The 25,229-nt window shown below is 69.6% G+C and carries 18 protein-coding genes; 5 read left to right on the forward strand and 13 right to left on the reverse strand.

Annotation, left to right across the window (positions count from 1 at the left end):
- The gene (locus R3I40_RS11105; RefSeq protein WP_285261971.1) at positions 1-1,449 is read left to right on the forward strand and encodes a lipopolysaccharide biosynthesis protein; all 1,449 of its coding nucleotides are present in this window, start codon (positions 1-3) and stop codon (positions 1,447-1,449) included.
- On the opposite strand, the gene R3I40_RS11110 is transcribed toward R3I40_RS11105, so the two are convergent.
- Positions 1,415-2,542: a polysaccharide pyruvyl transferase family protein gene (locus R3I40_RS11110; protein WP_285261970.1), complete on the reverse strand. Its 1,128-nt coding sequence runs from the start codon at positions 2,540-2,542 to the stop codon at positions 1,415-1,417. The two genes, R3I40_RS11105 and R3I40_RS11110, sit on opposite strands and share 35 nt — an antisense overlap.
- An 87-nt stretch (positions 2,543-2,629) precedes the next feature.
- Between R3I40_RS11110 and R3I40_RS11115 the strand changes: the two genes are divergently transcribed.
- Positions 2,630-3,904, forward strand: coding sequence for a Coenzyme F420 hydrogenase/dehydrogenase, beta subunit C-terminal domain (locus R3I40_RS11115; RefSeq protein WP_285261969.1), 1,275 nt, complete (start codon positions 2,630-2,632; stop codon positions 3,902-3,904).
- 23 nt (positions 3,905-3,927) lie between these two features.
- Here R3I40_RS11115 and R3I40_RS11120 read toward each other — a convergent pair whose 3' ends face one another.
- Positions 3,928-4,560 carry a CueP family metal-binding protein gene (locus R3I40_RS11120; RefSeq protein WP_285261968.1) on the reverse strand — a complete coding sequence of 211 codons (633 nt, stop codon included), beginning with the start codon at positions 4,558-4,560 and terminating at the stop codon, positions 3,928-3,930.
- A gap of 92 nt (positions 4,561-4,652) precedes the next feature.
- Between R3I40_RS11120 and R3I40_RS11125 the strand changes: the two genes are divergently transcribed.
- Positions 4,653-6,647 carry a heavy metal translocating P-type ATPase gene (locus tag R3I40_RS11125; RefSeq protein WP_285261967.1) on the forward strand — a complete coding sequence of 665 codons (1,995 nt, stop codon included), beginning with the start codon at positions 4,653-4,655 and terminating at the stop codon, positions 6,645-6,647.
- A gap of 97 nt (positions 6,648-6,744) precedes the next feature.
- Here R3I40_RS11125 and R3I40_RS11130 read toward each other — a convergent pair whose 3' ends face one another.
- Positions 6,745-8,850 carry a BCCT family transporter gene (locus R3I40_RS11130; RefSeq protein ID WP_396349474.1) on the reverse strand — a complete coding sequence of 702 codons (2,106 nt, stop codon included), beginning with the start codon at positions 8,848-8,850 and terminating at the stop codon, positions 6,745-6,747.
- A 127-nt stretch (positions 8,851-8,977) separates the two neighbouring features.
- Complete coding sequence (locus tag R3I40_RS11135; protein ID WP_285261966.1) at positions 8,978-10,471, reverse strand: NAD-dependent succinate-semialdehyde dehydrogenase; 1,494 nt, start codon at positions 10,469-10,471, stop codon at positions 8,978-8,980.
- 365 nt (positions 10,472-10,836) lie between these two features.
- Here R3I40_RS11135 and R3I40_RS11140 point away from each other — a divergent pair, with 365 nt between their 5' ends.
- Positions 10,837-12,228, forward strand: coding sequence for an MFS transporter (locus R3I40_RS11140; protein ID WP_239375588.1), 1,392 nt, complete (start codon positions 10,837-10,839; stop codon positions 12,226-12,228).
- Between the two features lie 60 nt (positions 12,229-12,288).
- Here the strand turns inward: R3I40_RS11140 and R3I40_RS11145 are convergent, their stop codons facing one another.
- The 9 genes from R3I40_RS11145 to R3I40_RS11185 form a co-directional block, all read right to left on the reverse strand.
- Positions 12,289-14,487 (reverse strand): FAD-dependent monooxygenase, encoded by a 2,199-nt coding sequence (locus R3I40_RS11145; protein ID WP_239375586.1) that lies wholly within the window; start codon positions 14,485-14,487, stop codon positions 12,289-12,291.
- A gap of 73 nt (positions 14,488-14,560) precedes the next feature.
- Positions 14,561-15,490 carry an HpcH/HpaI aldolase family protein gene (locus tag R3I40_RS11150; RefSeq protein WP_285261965.1) on the reverse strand — a complete coding sequence of 310 codons (930 nt, stop codon included), beginning with the start codon at positions 15,488-15,490 and terminating at the stop codon, positions 14,561-14,563.
- Positions 15,487-16,317, reverse strand: coding sequence for a 2-keto-4-pentenoate hydratase (locus tag R3I40_RS11155; RefSeq protein WP_285261964.1), 831 nt, complete (start codon positions 16,315-16,317; stop codon positions 15,487-15,489). The genes R3I40_RS11150 and R3I40_RS11155 overlap by 4 nt, the downstream gene beginning before the upstream one ends.
- Entirely contained in the window at positions 16,314-17,423 is a 1,110-nt protein-coding gene (gene hpaD, locus R3I40_RS11160) for a 3,4-dihydroxyphenylacetate 2,3-dioxygenase (protein WP_285261963.1), read from the reverse strand. The genes R3I40_RS11155 and hpaD overlap by 4 nt, the downstream gene beginning before the upstream one ends.
- 79 nt (positions 17,424-17,502) lie before the next feature.
- Positions 17,503-19,002 (reverse strand): 5-carboxymethyl-2-hydroxymuconate semialdehyde dehydrogenase, encoded by a 1,500-nt coding sequence (gene hpaE / locus R3I40_RS11165; protein WP_285261962.1) that lies wholly within the window; start codon positions 19,000-19,002, stop codon positions 17,503-17,505.
- Complete coding sequence (locus R3I40_RS11170) at positions 18,999-19,760, reverse strand: GntR family transcriptional regulator (protein ID WP_317700009.1); 762 nt, start codon at positions 19,758-19,760, stop codon at positions 18,999-19,001. The genes hpaE and R3I40_RS11170 overlap by 4 nt, the downstream gene beginning before the upstream one ends.
- The gene (locus R3I40_RS11175; RefSeq protein ID WP_285261961.1) at positions 19,757-21,292 is read right to left on the reverse strand and encodes a fumarylacetoacetate hydrolase family protein; all 1,536 of its coding nucleotides are present in this window, start codon (positions 21,290-21,292) and stop codon (positions 19,757-19,759) included. Before R3I40_RS11175 ends, R3I40_RS11170 begins: the two co-directional genes overlap by 4 nt.
- Before the next feature lie 76 nt (positions 21,293-21,368).
- Positions 21,369-21,695, reverse strand: a complete 327-nt coding sequence (locus tag R3I40_RS11180; protein ID WP_285261960.1) for a tetraspanin family protein — start codon at positions 21,693-21,695, stop codon at positions 21,369-21,371.
- 17 nt (positions 21,696-21,712) lie between these two features.
- Positions 21,713-23,410 carry a sodium:solute symporter family protein gene (locus R3I40_RS11185; RefSeq protein WP_285261959.1) on the reverse strand — a complete coding sequence of 566 codons (1,698 nt, stop codon included), beginning with the start codon at positions 23,408-23,410 and terminating at the stop codon, positions 21,713-21,715.
- A 464-nt stretch (positions 23,411-23,874) separates the two neighbouring features.
- Between R3I40_RS11185 and R3I40_RS11190 the strand changes: the two genes are divergently transcribed.
- The gene (locus R3I40_RS11190; protein WP_317700011.1) at positions 23,875-25,209 is read left to right on the forward strand and encodes an alpha/beta fold hydrolase; all 1,335 of its coding nucleotides are present in this window, start codon (positions 23,875-23,877) and stop codon (positions 25,207-25,209) included.
- Positions 25,210-25,229: the final 20 nt, after the last annotated feature.

The raw sequence follows: 25,229 nt of genomic DNA on the forward strand, positions 1-25,229 counted from the left end.
ATGGCGTCCTCCCTTGCGCGCTCCAGCGCGCGCGGCGGACTGCACATGCTGACCGGCCAGGGAGCCCGCCTCATCGTGCAGATGGTGGGCCTGGTCCTCCTGGCACGACTGCTCGGCCCGCAGGAGTACGGACTCTTCGCCATGGCGTGGACCGTGATGGCGTTCGCCGCCGTGTTCCAGGACGCCGGTCTCTCCACCGCGGTCATCCGCGCCCGCACCGTCAGCCGCGATCAGCACACCAACCTGTGGTGGGTGAACGCCGCGGTCGGTGCGGCTCTGACGGTGATCGTCGCAGCGGCCTCCCCACTGGTCGGCATGTTCTTCGGCTCACCGGACGTGGCGCCGGTCGTGGCCTGTCTCGGTCTGACGTTCCTGGTGTCCGGAACCACCGCGCAGCACAACGCGATCGCTACTCGGGACATGCGGTTCGCGCTCCTCGCCTCGACCGGCGTCATCGGCGCCGCCGTCGGCCTGGCCGTCAGCATCTGGCTGGCGGTCGCCGGCGCGGGGGTCTGGTCCCTCGTGGCGCAGATGCTGGTGGGCGCACTGGTCAGCGGTCTGCTGCTCGTGGTGCGGATCGGCTGGCTGCCGGGACTGCCGCAGCGCGGAGTGCCGCTCAAGGAGTTCTTCGACTTCGGCATTCCCCTGCTCGCCAGTCGAGCAGTGCAGTACTTCTCGCAGAACTTCGACCTCGCCCTCATCGGTCGCTTCTTCGGCGCGGTCCCCCTCGGGTACTACAGTCGCTCCATCCAGCTGGTCAGAATGCCGCTGAACCAGGTGCGGGGGCCGATCTCCAATGTGGCGCTGTCGTCCCTGGCGAAGAACCAGGACGACGACTCCCGCCTGGTCCAGTTCGCCGTCCGCGGGCAGATGCTGCTGTGCTACCCGATCGTGCTGCTCGGCTTCGGGATCGCGGCAGCGGCCGAACCGATCGTTCTCATTATGATGGGGGCCGATTGGGCGCCCGCCACCGACTACATCCGTCTGGCGGCAGTGGGCGAAGCGCTCAACACCATGGCGATGACAGCCGGGTGGATCTACACCGCGAAGGGGGCGTCCACGTCCCTGCTGAAGTACACGGTGGTGTCCGTGGCGGTGCGGGTCGTCCTCTACAGCATCGGCGCCTTTGCGCTCGGCCCCATTGGCGTTGCGGGCGGATTCGCACTCGCCCCGATCCTCCTCTGGCCACTGTCATTGGTGTGGGCGGGGAAGGTGACGGGGGTCCCCACCGCGGAGCTGCTGACGAACTCCTACCGGATCTTCGCGGTCTGCTCTGTCGTCACGGTCCTCACGGCCCTGGTGGGCGCTCTGATCCACGCGCACATGGTGCTGGAGCTGCTCGCGATGGTGACGGTGCAGCTTCTCGGTGCCGGCGCCGCCGCCCTGGTCCCCGCGGTCCGCCGGGACTATCGGCTCAGCTGGGATGCCCTGTCCCGGGCGTGGCGCTGACCGACGCAACCGCACGCAGAACCTCCACCACCCGTTCAGTGCGGGACTCAGCGATGCTCAAGGAATGCTGCACCCCCGGCTGAAGGTCCGCACGCGCATGCTCAAGGATCAGCTGAGCCGGATCCGCTTCCGTCCGCAGGTCCACCGTGCGGGGCCAGTCGAGCCCCTCGAAGAGCGGGGCGAACTTCCGCGAATAGGCCATGGGGATCGTGGGGGTTCCGGTGGACAGCGAATTGAGGCACGCGTGCATGCGGGCCCCGATCACCAGCTGCGCGCCGGCGACCGTCTCACGGACTTCGGTCACAGTGCTCGGGCTGAGCACACGGAACCGATCCCCGTACTCCCGGTTCAGCTCCCGGCAGGCAACCGCGTCGTTGTCGAAATCGGTGCCGTTGTCCACGGAGTGCTCCAGCAGTGCGACCTTGCGACCGTCCGCTTCCAGGCCGTCGATGACGGCGCGGACCGTCCGCCGATACAGTACGGAGTCCACGTGCGGATTGTCAGCCCAGAGCAGTCCCGACACATTGAGGAGAACATCGTGCTCAGGGCGCCGCTCAGGCCGGGGAAGGCTGAAGACGACATCGGTGGCCAGCGCGTCTGGCTCGACGCCGAGCTCCTCGGCGGCGCGCACACTGCCGACATCGCGCACCATAACCGCCGACGCGGAGCGCATTACGACACGCGCAATGCCGCGGGCGGTCACGGACTCGAACGGGCCGATCGTCTGCGGCATCAGCACAATGGGAACCCGGAGGATCCGCGCCATCAAGGGCAGGATCGACATGGTCACCAGGCGCTTCATCCCGTAGATGCTCGCGAAGCTGTCCCCGGCGCGCGTATCGAGGATCAGATCGAATGACCGCAGCCAGGTGCGGAACCCACGCCGGTTCAGCAGGAAACCGGCGAACAGGCTCTTCGGAACCGTGATGATGATTGGTCCGTCGTTGCCCGGCAGGTCGGTTCCGCCGGTGCTGTGGAACGAGATCTCGGCATCGGGGAACGCGCGAAGGGCCAGAGTGCGCGCGCCGGCACCCAGGGCGCTGACGCCGAGGTTGGGCTGAGCTTCGTTCGCCCAGAGAACAAGGATGCGCATATGCCTGCCAATCAGTGGAAATGTGCCGGAGCTGTCGGCCGAACGCCGGCGAGGGACTCTTCCCTACCGGCCTATATAGTACGAGACATGCTCCGACTCCCCTGGCCGTCGACGCACGGCACCGTGGCAGACAGCGCACGACGCGTTGTGGAGACCGAACGCTGCACAGGATGCGGGGCGTGTCCCCTGCTCGACTCCGACCTGAAGATGCGGCTCGAGAACGGGTACATGCGCCCGGTGAGGACCGGCCCCGGCGCCTCCACGGACGTCGCCGCCTTCCGGCGCATCTGCCCCGGAGTCACGGTCGCCTCACCGTTCGCCGACCGCGGCTCCCACCCCATCCTCGGCCCCTACCGGGGCCTGTGGCGCGCCCACGCCATGGACGGCCCGACCCGCCACCGAGGAAGCTCCGGCGGTGTTCTGACCGCACTGACCGCCTGGAACCTGGAGCATAACCCGGGGGCCCGCGCCACCGGTGCGACCGCCGACCCCCGCGACCAGCGGCGCACCGTGCCCGTCACGATCCGGACGAAGGAGGAGGCGCTCGCCGCGGCCGGCAGCCGCTACGCGCCCACGTCCGCGTGCTCCTCTGCCAGCGGACTCGGCGCCGCCGACACCGCGACCGGCAAGCCGTGCGAAGCGGCCGCACTCCGCCAGATGTACGGCACCGGAGAAGGGGCGCCGCTGATCATGTCGTTCTTCTGCGCGGGGACGCCGTCGCAGGACGCCACCAACGAACTCATCACCCGCCTCGGGGGCGACCCCGACGATGTGGACGAACTCTGGTACCGCGGACGCGGCTGGCCCGGCCGATTCACGGCGGTGTCCAGCACCGGGGCGAAGGTCAGCACCGACTACGACGACTCCTGGGGGAAGAGCCTCGGCCCCACGGTGCAGTGGCGCTGCCGCCTGTGCGCCGACGGCATGGGGGAGTCCGCGGACCTCGTGGCGGGAGACCTGTGGGACGCCGACGAGCGCGGCTACCCCGTGTTCGAGGATCAGGACGGGCAGAGCGTCCTGATCGCCCGCACGGAGCGAGGGCTGAGAGCGGTCCAGCGGGCCGTCGCCGACGGGGTCATCGCCGTCGAGGAGGTCACCCCCGACCAGGTGCTCGCGGTCCAGCCCGCCCAGGTGGAGCGCCGACGGATGATCACCGCTCGACTGGTCGCCACCGCCGCGATGGGCCTGCCGGTCACCCGCTACAAGGGGTTCAAGACCTTCCGCCACGTTCTACCCGCCGTGAAGGAGCAGGTCCAGCACGGCCTGGGGACAGCGGGTCGGTTGCGCAGCCGCGGCTATGACTGGGTGGGCGGCCGCATCCGCCCGGCCTTGGACCGAGTGCGGGGCCTCCTGCGCCGCTGACGGTCAGCCTCCGCAACTGACGATCACCCCTCCAGCTGCGCGGTGGTCACACATGTCGGCGAATCCGGCATCGTCGAGATCGGCAGCTCCGCGGACTTCCCGGACGCCCCATGCTCGATCCGCAGAGTCGCCTTCTGCATCCCGGCGGGCAGCCACAGGCCGAAGAACCCGTTGTCATGCGTGGTGACCTTCTCACCGCTCGGCAGCTCACCGGACGGCGCGGCCCCGTCGGCCGCCTCCACCGTCACCGTCAGCTCCTCGCTCGCCATCTCGCCCCGGCAGGTGGTCAGCGAATGCAGGAAGCAGTCGTGCGTCTGGGCCGCGTACGGCGCCACCGACACGTAGAACATCCCCTCCGGCAGCGACAGCGCGAGCGCCTCCTCCGTTGCGACATCCGTCAGCAGCAGCTGATCGTGCTGGACCTGCGCCAGGAAGTCCCGGGAGCGGTCCGACACGGGCGTCGACTCCAGCTCGTCGATGACCTCGCGCGCATCGCGGCCGTGGAACGGGGCGAGCACGGACCCGTCGGCCTCCCCGTCCGCCGGCGCCGACGGATCCGTCGCCATCGGGGTGGCGCTCCGGGAGCATGCGGCGAGCAGGCCGACGGCCGCGACCAGCGGCACGGCCCCCAGAACAGCGCGGCGGGACTCATTCATAGCGTCACCCTAGCAAACCCCGCGCATACCCCATGGGGGCATCGGTCCCGGAACGCGCAGCCGGTCTCACCAGCGTGTTCTACGCTGAAACCATGAGCACCACAGCACCCACGGTCTGGCAGAAGATCGACCGGACGGACGCCCTCCGAGTCGGATTCGTGGTGCTGTGCGCGGTCCTCGTGTTCGCCGGCCTGCGCTGGCCCGCCCCCGTCCCCGCCGTCGCCGTCATCGGCCTCGGCGTAGGGCTGTGGCCGATCCTCACCGAAGCGTGGCAGGACATCCGCGGGCGCCGCATGAGCATGGAGCTGTCCATGCTGATCGCCATCGTCGCCGCCGCAGCGATCGGCGAATGGACCACCGCCCTCGTCATCACCGCGTTTGTGCTCGCCGCCGAGATCCTCGAAGACCTCGCCCTCGAGCGCGGCCGCGGCGCCCTCACCTCTCTGATGGAGTTCCTGCCGGACGACGTCCAGGTGCGCCGCGACGGCCACATCCGCACCATCCCCCTGGACCAGCTGGCCGAAGGCGACACCGTCATCGTCACCCCCGGTGAGCGCATCGCCGTGGACGGCGTCGTCACCGCCGGCGAATCTACCGCCGACCAAGCGTCCATCACCGGCGAATCCGTCCCCGTGGACCTCGTACCCGGCAGCGAAGTGTTCGCCGGCTCCATCAACCAAGTCGGTGCCCTCGAAGTGCGCGCCGAGAAGGTCGGCGCCGACTCCTCGTACGGCCGGATCGTCACCGCCGTGCAGGACGCACAGGAGCAGGCGCCGCCCGTGCAGCGCCTCGCCGACCGGCTCGCCTCGTACCTCGTGTACCTCGCGCTCGGCGGCGCAGTCATCACCTTCCTCATCACGCAGGACCCGCGCTCCACCATCGCCGTGATCATCGTGGCCGGGGCGTGCGGCGTCGCCGCCGGCACCCCGCTCGCCGTTCTCGCCGCAATCGCCCGCATCGCCCGCACCGGCGCGTTCGTCAAGGGCGGCGCCCACCTCGAGGCCCTGTCCGAGGTGGACGTGGTCGCGTTCGACAAGACCGGCACCCTCACCACCGGCACCCCGCGCGTGGTGGGCCTCCGCCCGGCCGACGGGGTCAGCGAGAAGCATCTGCTGCTGACCGCCGCCAGCGCCGAACAGTTCTCCGAGCATCCCCTCGCCGCACCGATCCTCGACCTGGCGCGCAAGCTCGGCATCGCCCTCATGCCCGCCGACGACTTCGAGTACCGCGTCGGCTCCGGCATCGCCGCCCGCATCAATGGTCACGAGGTCACCGTCGGCTCCCGCCGCCTCATCCCCGACGCCCCGCGGGTGGTCCGCGACCAGGGGGAGGCGACCGCGGTGCACGTGGCGGTCGACGGGCGCTGCATCGGCACGGTGCTGCTCGCTGACACGATCCGCGACTCCGCGAAGACGATGATCAGCGACCTCACCCGCCGCGGCATCCGCACGCTCATCATCACCGGCGACACCGAACCCACGGCCCGCGCCGTGGCCCGCGAACTCGGCATCACCGATGTACGCGCCGAACTGCTGCCGCACGAGAAGCTCGAGGTGATCCGTCAGGAGCGGGAAGCGGGGCACCGCCTCGCCATGATCGGCGACGGCGTCAACGACGCGCCCGCGCTCGCCCACGCGCACGTCGGCGTGGCGATGGGGTCCGGCACCGGGGTGGCGCAGGAGAGCGCCGACGTCATCCTCATCAGCTCGGACCTGCACGATCTGGCCCGCACTGTCGCGATCGCGAAGCGGGCACGCGCGATCGTCATGGCCAACTTAATCGGCACGATCGCGGTGGACGTCATCGGCATCGTCCTCGCCGGTTTCGGCCTTCTGTCGCCGGTCGCTGCGGCGGTCATCCACGTGGGCTCCGAGACGGTGTTCATCCTGAACTCGGCGCGGCTGATCCCGGGGCGCGCCTCGAAGCATGAGCTGAAGGAGTCGCCCAAGGAGGAGGGGCCGGGCAGCGGCCCCAATGGCGGCGCCGGCGCAGATGCTGATGACGCTGCGCGCGGCGGTTCGGGTTCCGGGAAGGCGTTCGGCCTGCTGCCGAAGCGCCCGAAGCGCACCCCTGGCATCACTGTCTGAGGATCGAGCACGGGCTCCACGGCCGTTACCCGCAGCTGACCGCGGGCCGCTGGCGCGCCCAGCCGCCGCGCTTCGCCGTCGAGCGCTGGCGACTGTTCTACGCGTCGGAATCCGCGGCGCGGTGGGACCCGTCGGTCCCCTCGCCGCGCGGTTCGCCGTCCTCCCCGCGCGGCTCGCGGCGCTCCTCGTCTTCCAGCAGCTTGCCGTCCTCGTCGACCGGGTTGCCGTGCTCGTCGAGGTAGGCACCGATCTCGTAGTCGTAGGCGACGGGGTTGCCGTCCTCATCGGTGCGGGCGTACCAGTCGGTGAGCTCCTCCGCGTGCGAGTCGTAGCCCGCGCCGGCGGCGTACTCGCCCTCCTCCGGGATCACCCGCAGGGAGAAGTTGTCGCCGTGCTCCTCGATGCCGTACCGCACCGCGTTCGCCACCGCCGACTTCTCGTAGTCGCTGCGGATCACCAGCGGGTCGGTGCGCATCTCCTTGAACAGCGCCACCGCCATCAGCACCAGCACCACCGCGAACGGCAGCGCCGTGATCGTGATCAGGTTCTGCAGGCCCTGCAGCGCATCCTTGCCCGCCATCAGCAGGATCACCACCGCGATCCCGGCCATCAGGATCGCCCAGAACGCCGTCACCCACCGGTTCGGGTTCGGGTTGCCCTTCTGCGACAGCTGCGAGTTCACCAGCGACGCCGAATCCGACGTGGTGATGAAGAAGACCGCGAGCATCACAATCACGATCGGCGCCACGAACTGCGCACCGGGCAGCTGATCCAGCACCGCGAAGAAGATGTCCTCCGGCTTCGGCAGCGCGTCGATGTCATTGCCCGGCGCGATCCTCTCGCCGTTGTGCCGCTGCAGGTAGATGGAGGTGCCGCCGAGGATCGTGAACGCCAGCACGATGATCGTGGACGGAATCGTCAGCACACCGATCACGAACTGGCGCACCGTGCGGCCCTTCGAGATCTTCGCGGTGAACACGCCGACGAACGGCGCCCACGACACCCACCACGCCCAGTAGAACGTGGTCCACGTGGACAGGAACTCATTCATCTCCTCGGAGTCCGCGGTCGTGGCGGACAGCATCTCCGGCAGCTGCGAGAAGTACTGCGTGATCACACCCGGAATGATGTTCACCAGGAACACCGTCGGCCCCGCCACGAAGAAGAACAGCGCCAGCACCATCGCCAGCATCAGGTTCACGTTCGACAGGCGCTTGATGCCCTTCGCCACGCCCGACACCGCCGAGATGATCGTGCCGATCGTCAGCAGCACGATGATCACCAGCGCGAGAGTGTTCGCCCCCGGCGACCAGCCCGTCACGAGCGTGAAGCCGGAGCCGATTTGCAGGGCGCCGATGCCGAGCGAGGCGGCCGTCCCGAACAGTGTGGCGATGATGGCGAGTCCGTCGATGATGCGCGCCGGCACACTGTCCGTGCCGCCGCCCCACAGCGGGGTGAGGATCGAACTCATCAGCGGCACGCGGCCGCGACGGAACGACACGTAGGCGACCGCGAGGCCGACGATCGCGTAGATTGCCCACGCGTTCACGCCCCAGTGCAGCGCCGCCTGCACCATCGCACCCTTCACCGCCTCCATCGACGCCGGCTCGTACGCGCCGGGTCGCGGAGACAGGTAGTAGGTCATCGGCTCGTACGGGCCGAAGAAGATGATGCCGATGCCGATGCCCGCGCCGAACAGCATCGCCGCCCACGACACGGTCGAATACTCCGGCTTGTCGCCCTCGAGCCCCAGCGGGATCCGGCCGTACTTCGAGAACGCAAGGAACAGCAGGAACAGCACCATGCCGATGGCGAGGCTGTTGAACACCCAGCCGAGGTTCGTCATGATCCAGCCGAGAGCGGCGGTGGTCGCGGCGAGCACCACGTCCGGCTGGATGACGCCCCACAGCACGAACCCGGTGACGGCGGCGCCCACGATGATCAGCATCGGCTTGTCGATGCCGTAGCGGATGCGCTGATCGTCCACATCCACACCGGGAACGAGCGCCGGGTGGATGTTGTGCGGGTAGCGGTCCATCTCCTTGAAGAAGCGCCCCGCGGCCTGTTTCGCCCGGGCGGGGGCGCCGACGGGTGCCGCCGCGGCACCGGCGGAGGGGGTGCCCGGGGCTGCAGGATGCGCAGCGGCGCGGCGGGCGGCTGATGTGGACTGCTCTGACGGGTCGGACGGGTGCGGGGGAGTCATCGGTTCACCGTGCTTCGCAACTGGGGGCGGCTCGCGGGTCGAGCCGGCGATCTGCTGTTCAACCGTACAGCGAACCGAGCGACAGCGCAGGGCACGGGCCCGGGGAGGGAGCCCGTCGGCCTCCTTCTCAGCGGCCGACGGGGCGCCGCATGTAGAACGGCTCCAGGTACTCCTCGAGACCCCGAGCCGAGCCCTCGCGCCCCAGGCCGGACTGCTTCACACCGCCGAACGGCGCCGCCGCATCCGAGGCGACGCCCACGTTGATCGCCAGCATGCCCGACTCGATGCTCTGCACCACGGCGTCGACCTCGGCGGGGTCCTCGCCGATCACGTAGCTCATCAGGCCGAACTCAGTGTCGTTCGCGGCCGCGATCATCTCCTCAACATCGTCCATCACGATGATCGGGGCGACCGGCCCGAAGATCTCCTCCCTGTTGACCCGCGCGGAGCGGGGCACATCGCCGAGCACCGTCGGCTGGAAGAAGTGACCGGGCCCATCCACACGGGCCCCGCCGGTGAGAACAGAAGCGCCGCAGTCGACTGCGTCCTGCACGAGCTCTTCGATCTTGTCGACCGCCTTCGCCTCCACCATCGGGCCCATCGTGGTGCCGTCCTCCACGCCGGGGCCCACCACCAGGTGTTTCGTCTCCTCCACGAGGCGGCGCGTGAACTCCTCCGCCACGCTCGCGTGCACATAGAACCGGTTCGCGGCCGTGCACGCCTCACCGTTGTTGCGGAACTTCGCCGGCATCGCCGCCTCGACCGCCGTGTCGATGTCCGCACTGGGCAGCACGAGGAACGGCGCATTGCCGCCCAGCTCCATCGACGACTTCAGGACCCCGTCGGCCGCCAGCTTCAGCAGCTCCTTGCCCACAGCCGTGGAGCCGGTGAACGACACCTTCCGCAGGCGGGGGTCCGCCATCAGCGTGGAGGACAGCGCACCGGAATCCTTCGTGACCACGCAGTTGACGACCCCGTCGGGCACGCCCGCGTCCTTCAGCGTCTGCATCAGCAGCAGCATCGACAGAGGAGTGAGCCCAGCCGGCTTCACCACCACGGTGCAGCCCGCGGCCAGCGCCGGCCCCACCTTCCGCGTCCCCATCGACAGCGGGAAGTTCCACGGCGTGATCGCGAGGACCGGCCCCACGGGGCGCATTCCCACCGTGATGGTGTGATCGGCCGACGGGGCCCGCCCGTACGCCCCGGGCAGGCGCACTGCCTCCTCGCTGTACCAGCGGAAGAACTCCGCGCCGTAGGTGACCTCGCCGTACGCCTCCTCGAGGGGCTTGCCCATCTCGAGCGTCATGAGGAGGGCGAAGTCATCAGCGCGCTCCAGGAGGAGGTCGTAGGCGCGGCGGAGGATTTCGGAGCGGGTGCGGGGAGCGGTGGCCGCCCAGTCCCGCTGGGCGGCGACGGCGGCATCGAGTGCGGCGGTGCCGACCTCGGCGGCGTCGGCGTCGCCCACCTCCACGAGGGTCTCCTCCGTGGCGGGGTTCTCCACCGGGAACGTGCGGCCGGCCTCGATGAACTCGCCGCCCACGAACGAGGTGGTGGGGATGCGGCCGAGCAGATCGGCGATCCGCTCCTCGGTGACGGCGGGACGCTTCGAATCGGCGGACATATCGCTCTCCTCACTGAGTGGCGTCGCGTTGGCGGATCTGCCGACGCTGTGCGGGATGGCGCGGCGCAGGCGGCGCAGCGGATCTCCTCGGATCGTATATGAAGCCTGGGTCACATTCCAGGGGATTGCATCGACCCGACCCGCGACCTCAGATCTGGGCGCGCACGCACTGAAGCGGGCCGCGGTTCCGTGGGCCGGCATATACGATCCGCGAATTCCTGCCCGCACCGCCGCGGACGCCGGTAGAGTGCCGCGCATGTGAGCGCCACCACATCGCGCTGGGTGCGGTGCGGTGGATGGGCGGCACCCGTCGGCCCCTCGGCTCGCACCCCCGACCCCGCGTCCCGGACCGCAAGGAGGCCCGCTTGTCCGCCGCAGCCGCCACCACCAGCCCCGACCACTTCGAGGTGTCCCCCACGGAGCGCCGACGCGTCATCGGCGCCACCATCGTGGGCACCACCATCGAGTGGTACGACTTCTTCATCTACGCCTTCGCCGCCAACCTCGTGTTCGGCACCCTCTTCTTCGAACCCGCCGGCGAAGGACTCAAACACGTCCTCGCGCTGCTCACCATCGGCCTGTCGTTCCTGTTCCGACCCTTCGGCGCGTTCCTCACCGGCCACTTCGGCGACAAGATCGGGCGACGCCCCATGCTCGTCATCACCCTCCTGCTGATGGGCGTCGCCACCACCTGCGTGGGCCTGCTGCCCACCCACGCCACCATCGGCATCGCCGCGCCGATCATGCTGATGTTCCTGCGTGTCCTGCAGGGCATGGCCGCCGGCGGCGAATGGGGAGGCGCCGCACTCATGTCGGTGGAGCACGCCGGCCCCGGCCAGCGCGGCCGCTTCGGCATGTACCCGCAGCTCGGGGTGCCCGCCGGCATGCTCCTCGCCTCCGGCGCCCTCGCCCTCATGACCACCATCGCCCCGGGCGACGCCTTCCTCTCCTGGGGCTGGCGCGTGCCGTTCCTCGCGTCGTTCCTGCTGATCGCCGTCGGCATGTACATCCGCTCCCAGGTGTCCGAATCACCGGTGTTCGAGCACATGCGTGAGACCGCGCAGCGCGAGACCCAGCCGATCGCCGTGCTGATGAAGAGCCACTGGAAGCTCGTCCTCACCGCCGCGCTCGTGTTCGTCGGCAACAACGCCGTCGGCTACATGGTGACCGGCGGCTTCGTGCAGGGCCTCGCGTCCCGCCCGCCGTCCGACGGAGGCCTCGGATACAACCCGACCCACGTCCAGCTGGCGGTGCTCGTGGCCGCCGTGGTGTGGATGGTCTTCACCTTCATCGCCGGCATCCTCTCCGACCGCATCGGCCGACGCCCCACCTACCTGATCGGCTACGCCCTGCTCGCCGCCGCCGTCATCCCCCTGTTCCTGTTCGTGGACATGGGCGTGATCGGTGTCCTCATCGGCTGCTGCCTGCTGTCGGTGGGCCTCGGCTTCACCTACGGGCCGCAGTCCGCGTGGTACGCCGAGACGTTCCCCGCGTCGGTCCGCTTCTCCGGCGTGTCGATCTCGTACGCGATCGGTGCGGTCCTCGGTGGTGCGTTCGCGCCGTCGATCGCGCAGACCCTTCTGCAGCAGACCGGCACCACGTGGGCGATCGTCGGGTACCTGCTGGTCACGATCGCGGTGGCGACCACCGGCGCGCTGCTGCTGCGCGACCGGCCCGGCATCCCGCTGGACGCCGAGTTCGAAGAGTCCGGCGAGTGGGAGACCTGGAAGCCGGCGCCTCGCCCCGCCACGGCCTGAGCCGGGGGTCGGGCGACGGTCACGGCCCGCCGCCCGGCCCAGGCCCCCGCGCCGCGCGGGTCAGATGTCTGCGATGACCTGATCGTCCTCGGCCACGGTGCGGATCTCCGCCCGCGCGGCACCGTCCTCGCCGTCCGAGGCGGACCCGCCGAGAGTCGAAATGACCCCCGCCTCCGCATGCGCACCGCCGCCGAAACCGCCCGGCTTCCCGGCGGGCTGACCGGACGCACTGCGCTCGCGCAGCAGGTCGCGGCCCTCTGCCAGCACCCGGCGCGCCTCAACCGCAGCCGGCGCGTCCGCATCCAGCAGGAACGGTGCGAAGAACTCACCCACCAGCTCCGGGCGATCCAGCGGCAGCACCGCCGACACGTACATGTCCGGCCGCACGATGATCACCGCACCGTCACGCGACACACCGCGGCGGTCGAAGATGTCATCGCCCTCCTCCGCGGCGTACACCAGCTCCTGGTCCCGCACCTGGAACGGGCCGAACCGGGGACGGAACACATCCGGCACGTCCTGAGGCTCGAATGCGTTGTGGTCGTCCTGGTAGATGACCTTGACGTCGAACAGGGCACCGGCATCATCGGCACGCGTCCAATCGGCGTCGCGGGCACCGCGGTTCGGCGACTGCGTGCGCACATACGGTGAGGACGGATCCTCCGCGAACCAGCGCGCCCACGCCCGCACCGCCGACTCCTCCGACGCCGCCGGCGCAGAATCCGCGAACACGTAGATCCGCCAGCGCCCGTCGGCCCGCATATGGTGACCGAGCTCCACCGGCACCGCGTCGCAGTGACGGCGCACCGGTGCGGAGCGGAAGCGCTTGCCGAGCGGGAACCCGTCGGCCAGCGACTGGTCCGACAGGTCCGACGTCAGCAGCTGGCCGCGCACATACGTCACCCCGAACCCGGACGCCTGCTCCTCGCTCTTCACATAGTGCGCGGTGACCTCCTCGGGGTCCACACCGCCGAGCTCCGGATGCTCCGGGTCGAACGTGCGGGCGCCCATCAGCGTGGACCATTCGCGGTCGAACTCGATGAGTTTGCGGGCCACGTCCTGACGCTCCTGCGAATACGTGTCCAGCAGGCCGGGGACAGCACGCCCCGTGAGGACATGGCCGAGCTTCCAGCCGAGGTTGAACGCGTCCTGCATCGACACGTTCATGCCCTGCCCCGCCTTCGCCGAATGCGTATGGCATGCATCCCCGGCGGTGAACACGCGCGGATGCTTCGAGCCGCGCTCATCGGGGCGGACGTCATCGAACGAGTCGGTGACGCGCTGCCCCACCTCGTACACCGACCACCACGCCACATGCCGCACATCCAGGGTGTACGGGCGCATGATCGCCTGCGCGGTCTCCACGATCGTGGACAGGGGCGTAGCACGCACCTTCTCCTTGCCGCCGTCCGGGATCTCCCCGAGGTCCACGTAGATCCGCACCAGGGAGTTGCCCTCGCGCGGGATGTAGAGGATGGAGCCGGAGGTGGACTGGATCGCGCATTTCGTGCGGTAGTCGGGGAAGTCGGAGTCGGCGAGGACGTCCATGACGCCCCACGCGTGGTTGCGGGAATCGCCGTGCATCTTGCCGCCGATGTCGCGCCGCACCTGCGAATGCGCACCGTCGCAGCCCACGGCGTACTTCGCCCGCACCGTCCGCTTCTCACCCTCGTCCTCGCCGGCGGAGCGGACCAGGTGCGCTTTCACGGGATGGGTGGCCGACGGGTCCGCGGAGACCTCCAGGTGCTCCAGCGCCCAGCCGTAGTCGGGCCGCAGCCGGGCCGGGGAGTTCGCGGCGAACTCCGCGAAGTAGTCCTGGACGCGGGCCTGGTTGCAGATGACGTGCGGGAACTCCGAAAGCACGCCGTCGCGGTCATGCGCGGAGTCCTTCGTGACCTCGGCGCGGTAGATGTGGTCGCGGTTCTCCTTCGAGGGGCGCCAGAAGGACATCTCGGTGATCTCGTACGCCTCCTGCAGGAGGCGGTCGGCGAACCCGAACGCCTGGAACGTCTCGATGGAGCGGGCCTGGAGCCCGTCGGCCTGCCCGATCTCGAGGCGGCGGTCGCGCTTCTCGATGATGCGGCAGGTGACCTCTGGGAACTGCGACATCTGCGCCGCCAGCAGCATGCCGGCTGGGCCGGTGCCGACGATCAGCACATCCATCTCGTCCGGCAGGTCGTCCGGGCGGTCCACGCCGCGCCCGGCGGCGGGTTCGATGCGGGGGTCGCTGATGACGTACCCGTGGTGGTGGAACTGCATTGGTCGTCCTCTCGGGTGAACAGGGGCGGCCGGTGGCCGGGTGACGGCGGGCGGCCGGTGGGCAGCAGGGGTCTCAGTAGGCGGCTGGGGTGTCAGGCGAGCCGGGGGCGTGCTCCAGCGGCTCACCGGGGTGGCCCTTGGACCAGCGGCGGTGACGGTCCACTGCGGCGATCGCGCCCTGCACCATCAGGGTGACGTCTGCGGACACCACCACGAAGTCGACATCGTGGTCCCGCCAGCGGTCCGCCACCGCGGGAGCGAACGCGTTGATGCCGACGGGCACCCCCGCCTCCTGCGCGATGCCGATCACCTGCTCCACCGCGGCCACCACCTCGGGTGCGCCCGGGTTGTTCGGGTAGCCCATGGAGCCGGCGAGATCGGCGGGACCGATGAAGATGCCGGAGACGCCGTCGGTGCCGGCGATGTCACGGGCGTTCTCCACACCGGCACTGGACTCGATCTGCACGATCACGTTGACGTGCTGGTCGGCCTGGTGCACGTACTCCGGCACCTGGCCCCAGCGGGAGGAGCGGGCGAGGGCAGCGCCGATGCCGCGGGCGCCGTACCGGCCGCCCTTCTCACCCGGGTAGCGGGCGGCGTCAACAGCGGCGCGGGCCTGCTCACCGGTGCCGACCTTCGGGATGATGAGGTTCTGCGCGCCGATGTCCAGCACCTGCTTGATGCGGACCGTGTCGTTCCACGGCACCCGCACCAGCGGGGTGGCGGGGTAGGCGGCGGTGGCCTGCAGAACCCGCAGGATGCCGTCGAGCTCCATCGGGCCGTGCTCACCGTCGATGATGAGGAAGTCCGCCCCGCTGGAGGCGAGGATCTCCCCGGCCACGGAGGAACCAGAGGAGTTCCACAGGCCCACCAGGGGCCGGAACCCGTCGGCCTGCCCCTCGGCGGCGGCGCGGGCCTCATCGACCCGCTGGTGGAAGGTCGGCGGCAGGATCACGCCGCGGGCGCGGGCATCCGCCATGGTCCGGTTGATCTCGTGACTCATTCGAAGGACACCTCCACTGCCCCCAGGTCCTGGTACTCCACCCGGAAATGATCGCCCACCTCGGCCCACACGGGCCGGGTGAAGGAGCCGGCGAGGATGGTGTCACCGGCGCGAAGACCGTCGCCGTGACCGGCGATCCTGTTGACCAGCCACGCCGCGGACAGCGCCGGGTCGCCGAGGACCCCGCCGGACACTCCGGTCTCGGTGATCTGGTCGTTGACGAAGCACTGAGCACCGATCCACCGCAGGTCACGGGCGTCCGGCGCGAAGCGGAGGTCCTCACCGCCGAGGACCATGGCGCCGAGGGCGGCGTTGTCGCTGATGGTGTCGACGATCGTGCGGCCCTTCAGCTGCACGTGCGCATCGAGGATCTCCAGCGCCGGCACCACGTAGTCGGTGGCGGCGATGACATCCGCAGCACCGATCGCGTCCTCACCGGCGACGCCCGCGAGGTCGTGCTTCAGCACGAACGCGAGCTCCACTTCGACCCGCACGTTCGACCAGCGGTCGTGGCGCACGCGCTCGCCGGAGCGGATCACCTGGTCGGCGAAGATGACCCCGTAGTCCGGTTCGGTGATGCCGGTGGCGTCCTGCATCGCCTTCGAGGTGAGGCCGATCTTGTGGCCCACCACGGTGCCGCCCTGGTCTTCGCGGCGCTGCCGCCACACGCGCTGCACGGCGTAGGCGTCCTCCACGGTCATGCGGGGGTGGCGCGGGGAGATCAGGTCGATGGTGCCGCCGGTGGTCGCTGCGCGCAGCAGGTCGTCCGCGATGGCGACGGTCTGCTCCTCGGTGAGGGTGCGGCCGGTCTGGGGAACGCCGGTCACAGCTGGTTCCCCAGTTTGAAGCCCTTGGACGCCTTGCCCCGGTAGGTGCCGTCCTCGTCGCCCTCGCGGGTGTAGGAGAACCCGTCGGCGCCGATCGTCACCTCCATTTCGGAGGAGTCGGTGCGCTGGGTGAGCGGCTGGACGGCGCCGTCGAGGTCGAGGACGCGGGAGGCGTCGGTGTACCAGGACGGCACCACGGGGTTGCCCCACCAGTCGCGGCGCTGGTTGTCGTGCACGTCCCAGGTGATGACGGGGTTGTCCGGATCGCCGGTGTAGTAGTCCTGCGTGTACACCTCGATGCGGTGCCCGTCGGGGTCCCGCAGGTACAGGTAGAACGCGTTGGAGACGCCGTGGCGGCCCGGTCCGCGTTCGATCTGGTCGGACAGCCGCAGGGCGCCGAGCTTGTCGCAGATCTGCAGGATGTTGTGCTTCTCGTGGGTGGCGAACGCGATGTGGTGCAGACGGGGCCCGTCACCGCCGGTGAGGGCGGTGTCGTGCACGGTGCCCTTGCGGTGCATCCACGCGGCGTAGGTGGTGCCGGCCTCGTCCTTGATGTCCTCGGTGACGCGGAAGCCGAGCTCCTCCAGGTACGTCCGGCCGCGCGGCACATCCGGGGTGACCTGGTTGAAGTGGTCGATGCGGACGAGCTCCCCGGCGGAGATGAGGTCGTAGCGCATATGGAGGCGCTCGGCGTGCTCCACCTCGTGGAAGAACTCGTACGGGAAGCCGAGCGGGTCCTCCACGCGGACGGTGTCGCCGACGCCGCGCACGAACCCGTCGGCCCGCCGCTCCACCCGGCAGCCCATCTCCCGGTAGTACGCCTCGGCCGCGTCGACGTCCTCGGGGGTGCGCACACGGTACGAGATGGCGGCGACGGCCGGCTCATCGCCCTGGCGCAGCACGAGGTTGTGGTGGATGAACTCCTCGAAGGAGCGCAGGTAGATGACCTGGTCGTCCTCCTCGGTGACGTGCAGACCGAGGACGTCCACGTAGAAGCGGCGCGACGCGGCCAGGTCGGTGACGACCAGCTCGGCGGAGGCGCAGCGCAGGATGTCGGGCGGCGGGCTGGACGGGGTGGGGATGGGGTCGGTGACGGGTGCGGACATGGGGACTCTCCTTTGAGTGCCGATGGCGGAATGGGGGCGGGGGCCGACGGGTGCCGAAGCGGGCCGACGGGTGCCGGCGTCAGCAGGCGCTGGCGCCGAACCGCTTCGTCTTCACATCGCCGAGGGTGATGTGCACGGCCTGCTGGTCGGAGTAGAAGTCGAGGGAGCGGTAGCCGCCCTCCTGGCCGAGGCCGGACGCCTTCACACCGCCGAACGGGGAGCGGAGGTCGCGCACGTTGTGACTGTTCAGCCACACCATGCCGGCGTTGACGTTCTGGGTGAACAGGTGGGCGCGCTGCACGTCCCGGGTCCAGATGTAGGCGGCGAGACCGTACTTCGTGTTGTTCGCCAGCTCCAGGGCCTCCTCCTCCGTGTCGAACGGGGTGATGGCAACAACCGGCCCGAAGATCTCCTCCTGGAAGATGCGGGCATCCGGCCGGACATCGGCGAACACCGTGGGCGCCACGAAGTTGCCCTCGTCGCCGAAGCCCTCGGGACGGCCGCCGCCGGCGACGAGACGGCCCTCGCTCTTGCCGATCTCCACGTAGCTCATCACCTTGTCGTAGTGCTCGGGGTGCACGAGCGCCCCCACCTCGGTGGCGGGGTCGGACGGGTCGCCGACGATGACGGCCTTCGCGCGGGCGGCGTAGCGCTCCACGAACTCGTCATAGATCGAGCGCTCCACCAGGATGCGGCTGGAGGCGGTGCAGCGCTCACCGTTGAGGGAGAACACGCCGAAGAGGGTGGAGTCCAGGGCGGCGTCGAGGTCGGCGTCGGCGAACACCACGGCGGGGGACTTGCCGCCGAGCTCCATCGACAGGCCCTTGAGGTGGTCGGCGGCGTTGCGGAAGATCAGCTGCCCGGTGGAGGACTCACCGGTGAAGGAGATGAGGGGGACGTCCTCGTGCTTGACGAGGGCGTCACCAGCGGTCTCACCGAAGCCGTTGACGAGGTTGAACACGCCCCGGGGCAGCTCCGCCTCTTCGAAGATCCCGGCCCAGAGCGACGCGCTCAGCGGCGTGAACTCGGCGGGCTTCAGCACCACGGTGCAGCCGGAGGCGAGGGCGGGGCCGAGCTTCCACGACTCCAGCATGAACGGGGTGTTCCACGGGGTGATGAGACCGGCCACGCTCTTCGGCTTGCGGTTCACGTAGTTCATCTGCATGCCGGGGACCTTGTAGGCGTCGTCCCGCTGGGCGACGATCAGGTCCGCGAAGAAGCGGAAGTTCTCGGCGGCGCGCTGCGCCTGCCCCTTCGCCTGCGTGATCGGCAGGCCGGAGTCGAACGACTCCATGGCGGCGAGCTCCTGGTCACGGGACTCGACGATGTCGGCGATGCGGTTGAGGACGCGGGCGCGCTCGCGGTTCTTCATCCGCGGCCACGGGCCGTCCTCGAACGCGCGGGCGGCGGCGGCGACAGCACGGTCGATGTCGGCCTTGTCGCCGCTGGCGGCTCGGGTGTAGACGGTGTTGCCGACGGGTTCCAGGACCTCGAACGTCTCCCCGGAGACCGATTCGACGCGTTCGCCGTCGATGTAGTGGGGGATCAGGTCGGGAATGTTCGCGGGGCGGGTGGTCATGCGGGTGCTCCTTCGCTCGCGGTGGTGATCGCGGGGCTCGTGCTGTCTGGTCTCGTGCGGTCAGGTGTCGTGCGGTCAGTGACGGTGCCACCAGCGGCGGGCGGCTGGTCGGCGTGGATGCGCGCCAGGTAGGCGCGCGGAGTGGTCATGCGGTGCTCCCGCATCGCCAGTTCGATGTCGATGCCGGCGGCGCCGCTCTCGATGAGGTGCAGGATCCGCTCGTGCTCCTCCACGGAAGCGGCCGCGCGGTCCGGAACGAAGCTGAACGTGGAGTTCCGCAGCGCGGACAGGCGGTTCCACGCGCGGTCCACCAGCATCACCAGATGCGGGTTCGGACACCGGTGGGACAGCGCCCGGTGGAACTGCTCGTTCAGGTGCGTGAACTCGACGGCGTCGAAGTCGCCGGCGGCGGCGAGGTCGCGCATCTGTTCGTTGACGGCGCGGGCCTCAGCGACCTGTTCGGCCGTCAGGGACGGCGCGGCGAGCGCCACGGCGGCGGATTCGATGACGCTCATCGTCTCCATCGTGTGGACGTACTCGCTCTCGTCGATGGCGGCGACGCGCGCTCCCACGAACTTCTCGAACGTCACGAGCCCTTCGGCCTGCAGGCGGCGGATCGCTTCGCGCACGGGCACCACGGAGGAGCCGATCTCCTCACCGATGTGCTCGAGCTTGAGGCGATCGCCGGGCAGGTAGTCGCCCTGGACGATCCGCTGCTGGATCATCCGGTAGGCGCGCTCGGACTTCGTGGCGGTCATCGCTGCTTCTCGAACTCCGCCCGCCATTCGGCGTTCATCGGGAACAGGCCCTCCACCGGGTGGCCCTCGGCGACGCGCGCGGCGATGAACGCCTCCTCCGCCTCCTTCGTCTCGCACGTGGAGATGATGTTCTCGAGCATCGACGGAGGGATCACGAGGACGCCGTCGTCATCGCCGACGATCACATCGCCCGGCTGCACCGTCGTGCTGCCGCAGGCGACGGTCTCGTCGATGCCCCAGGGGACGTGCCGGCGGCCCAGCACGGCCGGGTGCCCGCCCTTGTGGTACGTGGGCAGGCCGATCTCGGTGACTTCGGCGAGGTCGCGGACGCAGCCGTCGGTGACGATGCCGGCGGCGCCGAGAGCACGCGCGCGCAGGGCGAGGATGTCACCGAGGGTGCCGGCGTCATCCACACCGCGGGCATCCATGACGAGCACATCGCCGCTGGTCAGAGAGTCGAAGAGGCGCTTCTGCGCGTTGTAGCCGCCGCCGTGGGACTTGAACAGGTCCTCCCGGTTCGGCACGTACCTCAGGGTGCGGGCGGTGCCGATCAGCTTCTTCCCCGGCTGGGTGGTGCGCACCCCGTCGATGGAGACGTTGTTCAGGCCCTTGGAGCGCATCACGGAGGAGATGGTCGCCAGCGCCACCTTCTCGATGCGCTCGCGCATGTCGTCGGTGAGCGGGCCGACGGATCCGGCGCCCCCGTCGGCCCCGGAGAACTCACTGATGTCCCGGCCGGAGGCGTCCGCCCACTGCTGCGCGGTGGGCTTCGGCTGCGGGGAGAACGGCTCGAGGTCCACCGTGCCCTGCACCGCCTGGGTGCGGAGGCGGCCGGAGGAGAGGGCGGGGTCCTCCGACCCGCCGGCGGTGACCTCGACCTCCACCACCTGGCCGGGGCCGAAGGTGGAGGCGCCGGCGGGCGTGCCGGTGAGGATGACATCGCCCTTCTCCAGGGTGATCAGCTGCGAGAGGTCGGAGACGATCTGCGGCAGCGGGAACAGGAGAGTGGACGTGGAGTCCTCCTGGACGAGGTCGCCGTCCAGCCAGACGCGGATCGCGATGTTCGCCGGATCGAGGCGGTCCGCGGGGATGAGCCGGGGACCGATCGGGGCGTAGCCGTCGCCGCCCTTGGAGCGGACGTTCGCTCCCTTATCGGCCCAGCGGAAGTCGAACGCGCCGAGGTCGTTCGCGGCGGTGACGGCGGCGACGCGGCCCCAGGCGTCGGTGGGGGAGACGCGGCGGGTGCGCTCGCCGATCACCAGGGCGATCTCGCCTTCGAATCCGAGGATCTCGGCGCCCTTCGGCAGCTCCACCACGGTGGGGTCCTCACCGGTGGGGGTGGTGAGGGAGGTGGGCGGCTTCATGAAGTAGCCGGGGGCTTCAGGGGTGCGGCCCTTCTGCTCCGCGCGGGCGGCGTAGCTGATGTGCATCGCGTACACGGCGCCGGGCTTCGTCCCGAGGAGTGACCAGGCGGCTTCGGCCGGATGCGGGGCGGACTGCTCGGCGGATGTGGGGCTCGTCACTGAGGTCATGCCGGCATCGTATACGATCCCCGCTCAGCTGTCAGCTGTGTCACTACCCGGGATTCCACCGGCCCGGGCGGGCGCGTCAGAGCGCGGCGATGTCCTTCGGCTCCTCCGCGCCCGGCTCGTTGTCCGCCACCACGATGCGGATCGGTTTCACCTTCGCCCAGATCGCCATCAGCGCGCCGAACACGATCAGGCCCACGCCGACCCACAGGTTCGCGTTGAACCCGTCGGTCTTCTCGGCGTCGGCGGCGGAGAACGCGAACAGGCCGAGGGCCGCCAGGATGACGCCGTACAGCGCCATCAGCGCGCCGATGAACATGCGGATGTCGAACGCGCCGGTGGTCTCCACATGGGAGTCGGCGGGCAGCTGCGGGGTCTCGCCCGTCGGCGTGATGCTGGTGCTCATAACTGCTGCTCCTTCGATCAGGCGAAGACGATGTTCAGGCCGATCACCAGGACCAGGCCCAGGATCGCCATCGGGATGGGGCGGCGGAAGATCGGCAGATCGGCCTCGTCCGGATCCACCAGGTCGGCCTTCGGGGTCTCGGAGTACACCAGACCCTTCAGCTCATGCGCCGGCTTCGGCTGCGTCACCATCGTGACGACCACCGACACCACGATGTCCACCACGAACGCCGTCGCCGCGGACAGGAACGCCAGCCCCTGACCCGGCAGTTCGAACAGGCCGAAGAACGTGGAGGACGACCACAGGACCACCGCGGCGAGCGTGCCCGCCACCAGGCCCGTCCAGCCGGCGGTCGGAGTCATCCGCTTCCAGAACATACCGAGGATGAACGTGGCGAACAGCGGTGCGTTGAAGAACCCGAACAGGGTCTGCAGGTAGTCCATCAGGTTGGAGAAGTGGCCCGCGATCAGCGCGGTGAAGATGGCGATGATGCACGCGGTGATCGTCGCGATGCGGCCCACCGTCAGGTAGTACTCGTCATCGCGGTCCTTCTTCACGTAGGTCTGCCAGATGTCGTACGAGAACACGGTGTTGAAGGCGGACACGTTCGCCGCCATGCCGGCCATGAACGCCGCCAGCAGGCCCGCGATCGCCAGACCCAGCAGTCCGTTCGGCAGCACGTCCCGCATCAGCAGCAGGAGCGCGTCGTTGTACGTGACGCCCGTGCTGGCGGCCCCCGCGGAATCGCCCGCGCTCTCGAACTGCTTGAACGCGGTGAGCTCGTTGACCAGGACCGCGGCGATCATTCCGGGCACGATCACGATGAACGGGATGAACATCTTCGGGAACGCGCCGATGATCGGGGTCATGCGCGCAGCGGTGATCGACTTCGAGGCCATCGCGCGCTGCACCTCCACGAAGTTCGTGGTCCAGTAGCCGAACGACAGCACGAAGCCCAGACCGAACACGATGCCGATCACACTCAGCACCGGCGACTCGAAGCCGGACAGCTGCTGGCCCGGCCACGTGTGCAGCTGCTCCGCACCGAGCATGCCGTCACCGGACACCTTCTCCTTCAGCCCGGACCAGCCGCCCACACGGTGCAGACCGATCAGGGTCAGCGGCAGCAGCGCCGCCACGATCACGAAGAACTGCAGCACCTCGTTGTAGATCGCGGCCGTCAGCCCGCCGAGGGTGATGTAGGACAGCACGATCGCAGCGGCGACGATCAGCGCCACCCACATCGGCCAGCCCAGCAGACGGTTCACGATCGAACCGAGGAGGAACAGGTTCACGCCCGCGATCAGCAGCTGGGCCAGCGCGAACGACAGCGCGTTCACCAGGTGCGCGGCATTGCCGAAGCGCATCCGCATGAACTCCGGCACGGAGCGGACCTTCGAGCCGTAGTAGAACGGCATCATCACCACGCCGAGGAACAGCATCGCGGGGATCGCACCGACCCAGAAGTAGTGCATGGTCGGGAAGCCGTACTGGGCGCCCGTGGCGGACATGCCCATGATCTCCACGGCGCCGAGGTTCGCCGAGATGAATGCGAGGCCGGTGACCCAGGCCGGCAGAGACCGGCCCGAGAGGAAGAATTCGATCGAGTTCGAGACGCCGCGCTTGGCGTAGACGCCCACACCGATCACGAACACGAAGTAGATCGCGATGATGAGGTAGTCGACGATGTTCGCGTCGAGTCTGATGGTGTCCATGGCGCACAGATTCCAGTCAGGTGGGGGAAGGGGTGCTTGCCAACCTACCGCCCCGCGCCGCGCGACGGGAAGTCGGGCCGGGCCCCTCGGCCCGGGCGAAGTCTGGCCGGGCCCATCGCCCCGGGTCCATCGCCCCGGGCCCGCTCGCCGCCCATTCGGCTGGCGACCGATCACAAACCCTGGTGGAACCAGGGCTGTAGGCCAGTCCGGCTGCGAAAAAGGGCGGTTCAGCGGCTGAATCTGTTCGCGCACCCCTGCCGATCAAGGCGTGGAGGACGTGAGTGAGCACAATCCGACCAGAATCCGACCCCGGCGGGCGGTTCGCTGCCGAATCGGCCGATCTGCTCCAACTTGTGCACACGCCTCGCCACCGGCACTCCCGCCGTGCCGCCCGGGGAACGGGGCCGAGCCGTCCCTGCCGGCCGAGCCCCTGCCGGTCGCCGGGGCCGCGCTACGGTTGACCCATGCACACCTCTGACTCCGCATCCCGCCCCGCCCCGTTCCCGTTCGGGAACCAGAACCCGTCGGCCTCCCTCATGCCGGAGCACCGGATCGAGGACATCACGATCGATGTTCCGCTGGTGCACGATGACCCGTCGCGCGGCACGATCGAGGTGTTCGCCCGCGTCATCACCGCACCCGGCGGCGAGGACCGGCCGTTCCTGGTGTACCTGCAGGGCGGTCCCGGCAGCGAAGCGCCGCGGCCCGCGCCCGGGCAGCCGGCCTGGGTGGCGCGCCTGCTGGAGGAGTACCGGGTCGTGATGCTGGACCAGCGCGGCACCGGCCGGTCCACCCCGGTGGGTCTTGACCTGCCGTTCCCGCCCGCGCCGGAGCGCACGTTCCGCGAAGCGATCGAGCACAGCGCGGACGAGGTCGCGGAGTACCTCACCCACCTGCGGGCCGATGAGATCGTCAACGACGCCGAAGCGATCCGCCGCCACCTCGGCGCTGAGCAGATCTCCACGCTCGGCCAGTCGTTCGGCGGCTTCACCACCCTCGCCTACCTCAGCGCGCACCCCGAATCGCTGCGCGAAGTCCTCATCACCGGCGGGCTCGCCGCGGTCGGCCGCCACAGTGACGAGGTGTATGCGGAGACATGGCGGATCATGCGGGAGAAGTCCGAGGCGTTCTACCGCCGCTTCCCCCACGCCCGCGACCGCATCCGCGAGCTGATGGGCCTGGCGGACAGGGGCGAGATCCGACTGCCGAACGGCGACGCCGTCACCCCGGCGCGGCTGCGCACCCTCGGCCACCGCCTCGGCTCCGACGACGGCTTCGTGGCGCTCCACAACCTCCTCGAACTGGACCACCGCGCGCCCGCCTTCCAGCACGACCTCGCCGCCCTGCTGCCGTTCACCGGCCGCAACCCCCTGTACGCGGTCATCCACGAGAGCTGCCAGGCCGACGGGATCGTCACTGACTGGAGCGCGGAGCGCACCATGCCGCAGGACTTCCACGAGGATCCGACCCTGCTGGGCGGCGAGCATGTGCACCGCTCCCTGTTCGATGAGGATTCGGAGCTGGCGCCGTGGAAGCCGGTCGCCGAGATCCTCGCCGGCCACCAGTGGGGCCGCGTCTACGACGAGGACGCGCTGCGCAGCGCCGGGGTTCCGGGTGCCGCGGCCGTCTACTTCCACGACGCCTTCGTGCCGTCCGTGTTCTCCCTGGAGACGGCGGCGCTGATGCCGCAGGTCGCGCCGTTCGTGACCAGCGAGTACGAGCACTCCGGTCTGCGCTCCAGCGGCGACGCGGTGATCAGCCACCTGATCGACCTGGTGAAGGGCCGACGGGTCCGCTGATCCGCGGGACCCGTCGGCCG

It is taken from the genome of Helcobacillus massiliensis (genome assembly GCF_033106145.1).
Classification (GTDB): domain Bacteria; phylum Actinomycetota; class Actinomycetes; order Actinomycetales; family Dermabacteraceae; genus Helcobacillus; species Helcobacillus massiliensis.

Coding starts and splice junctions, on each gene's coding strand:
- R3I40_RS11105 (WP_285261971.1), top strand. CDS start 1: ATGGCGTCCTCCCTTGCGCGCTCCAGCGCGCGCGGCGGACTGCACATG.
- R3I40_RS11110 (WP_285261970.1), bottom strand. CDS start 2,542: ATGCGCATCCTTGTTCTCTGGGCGAACGAAGCTCAGCCCAACCTCGGC.
- R3I40_RS11115 (WP_285261969.1), top strand. CDS start 2,630: ATGCTCCGACTCCCCTGGCCGTCGACGCACGGCACCGTGGCAGACAGC.
- R3I40_RS11120 (WP_285261968.1), bottom strand. CDS start 4,560: ATGAATGAGTCCCGCCGCGCTGTTCTGGGGGCCGTGCCGCTGGTCGCG.
- R3I40_RS11125 (WP_285261967.1), top strand. CDS start 4,653: ATGAGCACCACAGCACCCACGGTCTGGCAGAAGATCGACCGGACGGAC.
- R3I40_RS11130 (WP_396349474.1), bottom strand. CDS start 8,850: ATGACTCCCCCGCACCCGTCCGACCCGTCAGAGCAGTCCACATCAGCC.
- R3I40_RS11135 (WP_285261966.1), bottom strand. CDS start 10,471: ATGTCCGCCGATTCGAAGCGTCCCGCCGTCACCGAGGAGCGGATCGCC.
- R3I40_RS11145 (WP_239375586.1), bottom strand. CDS start 14,487: ATGCAGTTCCACCACCACGGGTACGTCATCAGCGACCCCCGCATCGAA.
- R3I40_RS11150 (WP_285261965.1), bottom strand. CDS start 15,490: ATGAGTCACGAGATCAACCGGACCATGGCGGATGCCCGCGCCCGCGGC.
- hpaD (WP_285261963.1), bottom strand. CDS start 17,423: ATGTCCGCACCCGTCACCGACCCCATCCCCACCCCGTCCAGCCCGCCG.
- hpaE (WP_285261962.1), bottom strand. CDS start 19,002: ATGACCACCCGCCCCGCGAACATTCCCGACCTGATCCCCCACTACATC.
- R3I40_RS11170 (WP_317700009.1), bottom strand. CDS start 19,760: ATGACCGCCACGAAGTCCGAGCGCGCCTACCGGATGATCCAGCAGCGG.
- R3I40_RS11175 (WP_285261961.1), bottom strand. CDS start 21,292: ATGACCTCAGTGACGAGCCCCACATCCGCCGAGCAGTCCGCCCCGCAT.
- R3I40_RS11180 (WP_285261960.1), bottom strand. CDS start 21,695: ATGAGCACCAGCATCACGCCGACGGGCGAGACCCCGCAGCTGCCCGCC.
- R3I40_RS11185 (WP_285261959.1), bottom strand. CDS start 23,410: ATGGACACCATCAGACTCGACGCGAACATCGTCGACTACCTCATCATC.
- R3I40_RS11190 (WP_317700011.1), top strand. CDS start 23,875: ATGCACACCTCTGACTCCGCATCCCGCCCCGCCCCGTTCCCGTTCGGG.